5 protein-coding genes are annotated in these 5,837 nt (G+C 70.5%); all 5 read left to right on the forward strand.

The window, feature by feature from the left end; translation table 11 throughout:
* Positions 1-739 (forward strand): AAA family ATPase (locus ON27_RS07805; protein WP_043721703.1); only part of this gene is annotated, 739 nt, incomplete at its 5' end.
* Positions 740-742: 3 nt separating this feature from the next.
* Positions 743-2,170 carry a vWA domain-containing protein gene (locus tag ON27_RS07810; RefSeq protein WP_043721707.1) on the forward strand — a complete coding sequence of 476 codons (1,428 nt, stop codon included), beginning with the start codon at positions 743-745 and terminating at the stop codon, positions 2,168-2,170.
* 9 nt (positions 2,171-2,179) lie between these two features.
* Positions 2,180-2,518, forward strand: a complete 339-nt coding sequence (locus ON27_RS07815) for an MmcQ/YjbR family DNA-binding protein (protein WP_043721710.1) — start codon at positions 2,180-2,182, stop codon at positions 2,516-2,518.
* 49 nt (positions 2,519-2,567) lie between these two features.
* Complete coding sequence (locus ON27_RS07820; RefSeq protein ID WP_043721713.1) at positions 2,568-4,418, forward strand: HSP90 family protein; 1,851 nt, start codon at positions 2,568-2,570, stop codon at positions 4,416-4,418.
* 2 nt (positions 4,419-4,420) lie between these two features.
* Positions 4,421-5,605: a hypothetical protein gene (locus ON27_RS07825; RefSeq protein WP_174377823.1), complete on the forward strand. Its 1,185-nt coding sequence runs from the start codon at positions 4,421-4,423 to the stop codon at positions 5,603-5,605.
* The last annotated feature ends 232 nt before the right edge of the window (positions 5,606-5,837 follow it).

Genomic DNA, 5,837 nt, shown 5'->3' on the forward strand with positions numbered 1-5,837 from the left:
GATCGAGGGCCCGGCCGGGGTCGGCAAGACCGAGCTGGCGCGCGCGGTCGCGCAGACCTCGGGCGCGGAGCTGGTGCGATTGCAGTGCTACGAGGGCGTCGACGAGGCCCGCGCGCTGTACGAGTGGAACCACGCCAAGCAGATCCTGCGCATCCAGGCCTCCAGCGAGAACGACTGGGAGGAGACGAAGGCCGACGTCTTCACCGAGGAGTTCTTGCTTTCGCGCCCGCTGCTCACCGCGATCCGGCGGGCCGATCCCACGGTGCTGCTGATCGACGAGACCGACAAGGCCGATGTCGAGATCGAGGGCCTGCTGCTCGAGGTGCTCAGTGATTTCGCGGTGACGGTGCCGGAACTGGGCACCATCACCGCCAGCCGCAAGCCGTTCGTCGTGTTGACCTCGAACGCCACCCGCGAACTGTCCGAGGCGCTCAAGCGCCGCTGCCTCTACCTGCACCTGGACTTCCCGGACGAGGAGCTGGAGCGGCGCATCCTGGCCAGCCGGGTCCCCGAGCTGTCCGCGGCGGTCGCCGCGCAACTGGTGCGGATCGTGCACGTGCTGCGCGGCATGCAGCTGAAGAAGCTGCCTTCGGTCGCGGAATCGATCGACTGGGGCCGCACGCTGCTCGCGCTCGGACTGCGCGATCTGGACGACACCACGGTGCGCGCCACCCTCGGAGTCGTGCTCAAACACCGCAGCGACCACCAGCGCGCGCTGGCCGAACTGAAGCTGGCCTGAGCCATGGCGGCGGGATCGGTCCCCGCGGATGTCGCGCAGCTGAGCGCGCCGCACGGGCTGCCAGGGCATCTGGTCGGCTTCGTGGAGGCGCTGCGTGTGCGCGGGGTACCGGTGGGGCCTTCGGAGACGGTGGACGCGGGCCGCGTGGTGACCGTGCTCGACCTGATGGACCGCGAGGTCCTGCGCGAGGGCCTGGCCTGCGCCCTGCTGCGACGCACCACCCACCGCGCGGTCTTCGACGTGCTGTTCGACCTGTGGTTCCCGGTCGCGCTCGGCGAACGCACGGCGGCCGAGGACGAGATCGAGATCCCCCTTACGCCCGCCGGTGAGGTCGACATCCCGGCACTGCGCGACCTGCTCGCACAGCTGCTCACCCAGGACGCGGCGACCCGGCAGTTGGAGGCGCTCGCCGCGCAACTGGTCGAGCGGCTCGGCCGGTATCAATCCGCCAGCGGCTCGTCGTTCTCGGCGTACAAAGCGCTGAAAGAGGTGCAGCCGCAAACCCTGCTGGCGAGGATTCTCGCCGGATTGTCGCTCGGGCCCGACACCAGCGATTTCGACATGGAGGTCGCTCGCCGCGCGGCGCGGCAGCGGATCGCCGGTTTCACGGCCTCCGTCGAGGCGGAGACCAGGCGCCGCGCCACCGAACGGTTCGGCCGCGAGCGGGTGGCCAGTTACAGCGTCACCCGTCAGGCCGAAGAGGTCGACTTCCTGCGCGCGTCCCAGGCCGAACTCGCCGAACTCAAACGAGGTGTGCAGCGGCTGGCCCGCATCCTGGCCTCCCGCTTGGCCGCGCGCCGCAGGCACGCTCGCCGCGGCGAGATCGACCTGCGCCGCACCTTGCGCAAGTCCATGTCGACCGGCGGAGTGCCGATCGATCTGGTGAACCGCAAGCCGCGGCCGGGCCGTCCCGATCTGGTGCTGCTGTGCGACGTGTCCGGCTCGGTGGCCGGTTTCAGCAACTTCACGCTGCTGCTGGTGAGCGCGCTGCGCGAGCAGTTCTCCCGGGTGCGGATCTTCGCGTTCGTCGACCAGGTCGACGAGGTGACCCGGTTCTTCGATCCGCACACCCAGCTCGAAGACGCGATGACCAGGATCTTCACCGAGGCGAACGTCGCGGGCCCGGACGGGCACTCCGACTACGGCAACGCGCTGGCCGGCTTCGCCAGGGACTATCCGGACGCCGTCACCAGCCGCACGTCGCTGCTCGTGCTCGGCGACGCCCGCACGAACTACCGCGACCCGCGACTGGCCACCCTCCGGTCGCTGGCCGAGGTCGCCAAGCACGCGCACTGGCTCAATCCGGAACGGCGCGATCAGTGGGGCTCCGGGGATTCCGCCGCGGACAAATACGGCGAGGTCATCGAGATGCACGAATGCCGCTCGGCCAAACAGCTCACCGCGGTCGTGTCCCGGCTGCTGCCGGTGTAGGACACGAGGATGGACGACGCAGCCCTGTTGAGCTACTGCCTGGCCAAGCCGGGCGCCCGGCAGGACGAGCCGTGGGAGGGCGACCTCGTCGCCAAGGTGGGCGACAAGATCTTCGCTTTCCTCGGCGCGACCTCGGTCGGCCTCAAATGCGGACGGTCCCGCGAAGAGGCCGACGAACTGGTCCGGGTGTACCCGGACGACGTGGCGGCGTCGGCGTACATCGGGCGCTACGGCTGGAACGTCATCCAGCTCGCGGGCGCCGTCCCGGATAACGAACTGTACGAGTTGGTCGATCTCTCCTACGACGCCGTCGTGCGCAAACTGCCGAAGTCCAAGCGCCCCACCTGAAAGCCTTCGTTAAGGGAACCTTTGGCGTGCGCCGACAGGATCGGCAGCCATGGTGAACAGAACGCCGCACGATTCGGCGGCGGCGCACAACAACTATTCATTCCAGGTCGACCTGCGCGGGATAGTCGATCTGCTCTCGCATCACCTCTACTCGAGCCCGCGGGTCTACCTGCGCGAGCTGTTGCAGAACGCCGTCGACGCGGTCACCGCGCGCACCCTGGTGGAAACGGGGGCGCCCACCGCGATCCGGCTCACCGTGGACGAGTCCGGCCTGCGGGTCAGTGATCCCGGTGTCGGCCTGACCGAGGCCGACGTGCACCGGTTCCTCGCCACCATCGGCCGTTCCGCCAAGCGCGACGACATCGAAGGCGCGCGCCGAGAGTTCCTCGGGCAGTTCGGGATCGGACTGCTGGCTTGTTTCACCGTCGCCGAGACCATCCGGGTGGTCACCAGGTCGGCCACCGACCCGGCCGCACCGCCCGTCGAGTGGCTGGCCGCCGCCGACGGCACGTACTCGGTGCGCTCGCTCGACCCGAGTGCGCATCCCGAGCCGGGCACCACGGTGTCGCTCGCACCGCGCGGGAGAGCGCAGGCGTGGTTCCAGCCACAGCAGGTGATCGATCTGGCGCGCGAGTTCGGGTCGCTGCTGCCCTGCGAAGTGACGGTGGAGGCGGACGGCGTCGTGACGACGGTCACCGACGGCGTTCCGATCTGGCGTCGCGCGTATCCGACGGGGGCCGAGCGCCGGGTCGCCCTGCTCGAGTACGGCCACCGCACGCTCGGCTTCGCTCCACTCGACGTGATCGATCTGGACGCCGGTCCGGCCGGAGTGAGCGGCGTGGCGTATGTGCTGTCCCAACCGGGCAACCCGTCGGAGAGCAGCGCGCACCGGGTGTACCTGAAGGGAATGCTGCTGGGCGACGCGGTGCGCGGCGTGCTGCCGGACTGGGCGTTCTTCGTGCGCTGTGTGATCGACACCGACACGCTGCGTCCCACCGCCTCGCGGGAAGGGCTCTACGAGGACGAGCGGCTCGCCGTGGTGCGGGAGGTGCTCGGCGACCGAATCCGGGACTGGCTCACCGAGATCGCCGCCGAACAGCCGCAGCGGCTGGCCGCGTTCCTGTCCGTGCACGCGCTCGGGGTCAAGGCGATGGCCAGGCACTCCCTCGACCTGCTGCGGATCATGTTGCCGCACTTGCACTTCGAGACCACCGACGGGCGGGTGCCGCTCACCGAGTTCGCCCGTGGTCACCGCACCGTGCGGATGACCGCGACGGTCGAGGAGTTCCGTCAAGTGGCCGCGACCGCCGCCGCCCAGGGAATCGGCGTCGTCAACGGCGGCTACGCCTACGACCGTGAGCTGGTCGCGCAGCTGCCCCGGCTGCTGCCGGGCGTCGAGGTGGCGGAACTGGACGTCGACGCGATCACCGCGGCGCTCGATCCGGTCGACCCGGGCGAGGAACTGGCGCTGGCCCCGGTGCTCGGGGTGGCGCGCACCGCGCTCGACCCGCTGTCCTGCGACGTGATCCTGCGAGCTTTCCATCCGGTCTCGGTGGCGGCGCTCTATCTCGACGGCCGCGCGGCACGCAACGAACGTGCCAGGGCGCAGACCGCCGAGGACGCCGACGAGCTGTGGACCGAGATCCTCGACGCCTTGGCGGTCGCGACGCCGCGCGCGCAGCTGGTGCTCAACCACCACAGCCCGGTCGTGCGCAGGCTGGCTCGCATCGGCGATCCCGGCTTGCTGAAGACGGCCGTGGAATCGCTGTACGGCCAAGCCCTCCTGATGACCCATCGTCCGCTGAGCGCGGCCGACACGGCGCTGCTCAACCGCGCCTTCGGCGAATTGCTCGGCTGGGCGACGCAACGTACCGCGAGCCGCGGCGAAGAGACGGAGTGAACGTGGACGCCACCGCGATCGGCACGACGCTGACGCAGGTCTGCGCGCTGCCGCACGGCCGGACCCGGAACGAGCGATTGGAGACACTGGCCGCCGCCGCGAAGGCGGGATCGGATCGCGCGCTCGAAGGCAGGGTACTGCTGGAGCTGGCGCGGTCCTACACCTCCGCGGGCGAACGCGATCTGGTCCCCATCGCCTACGGCAGGTTGCTGAGCATCTACGACGATCACCCCGCCGAGCTGGGCGCGATGACGTATCTGGTGCACTGGTACCTGAAATGGATGACCTGGGGGATGATCGACAACCCGTCGATTCCGCTGGCCACGATCGAGCGCTGGTTCGGCGAGCTGGAAAGTCGGTATCGGCAGCGCGGCTACAGTCCGCGGCCGGTGCTGGCGCTGCGCTCCGAGTTCGCCCGCAAGACCGGTGACACCGCGGCCGCCGCCACGTGGCTGGCGGCGGCGACGGCCGCCGCGCGCGACCGCATGTCCGACTGCGAGGCCTGCGAGCGCAGCGAGTGGGGCGTGACGAGCGTCTACCTGGGCGACGACGAAGCCGCGCTGGCGCACTGGCGACCCGTGCTCGACGGCGAGCGCAGCTGTGCCGAAGAGCCGCACCGCGTGCTGGCCGAGGCATTGCTCCCGCTGGTGCGCACCGGTCGCGTCGCCGCGGCTCGCGGCGCCCACCTGACCGGGTACCCCTTGGTGCGGCACACCGAGGACCTGCGTCCGTCGGTGGCGCTGCACGTGGAATTCTGCGCGCTCACCGGCAACGAGGCGCGCGGGTTGGAGATCGTCGCCGAACACGCGAGCTGGCTCGCCGATTCCGCCGCCGACGCGGGCGCGCGACTCGCGTTCGCGACCGGCGTGTGCGTGCTGCTGCGCCGGTTGGTCACCCTGCGGCTGGGCGACCTCCCCTTGGCGGACGGGACGGTGGAATCGGTGCGCGCGGAGCTGGAGGTCGAGATCGGCGCGCTGTGCGCGCGCTACGACGCACGCAACCGCAACAACGCGGTGAGCTTGCGCACCGCCGCCCGGCTCGCCGCCACGCCGCTGCTGGACCGGTTGCCGCTCGGCGTCCGCAGCACGCTGCCCCGCCCGAGGAGTGGTCCGGTGGCGGATGGGGTGGCCGAGGACTGCATGTCGCCCCGCGTCGGAAGCGATCCGGTCGCTGGGTTCGACGGCTGACGGCCGCGTGTTACCTCGTGTCGGGAGTAGTGCGGACGCGGATGCGGTGGCCGAGGGGAGCATGCCGCTCCGCGCCGGAAGCGGGCCGGTCGCTGGTGAGGCGGCCGATGAGAACATGTCGCCTCGCACGAGCGGGCCGGTCGCTGGTTCGACGGCTGACGGCGGCGCGTTGCCTCTTGTCGGGAGTGGTCCGGTGGCGGATGGGATGGCTGAGGCCAGCGTGTCGGCTCGG

Origin of the sequence: Nocardia asiatica NBRC 100129, assembly GCF_000308415.1 — a bacterium.
Lineage (GTDB): Bacteria > Actinomycetota > Actinomycetes > Mycobacteriales > Mycobacteriaceae > Nocardia > Nocardia asiatica.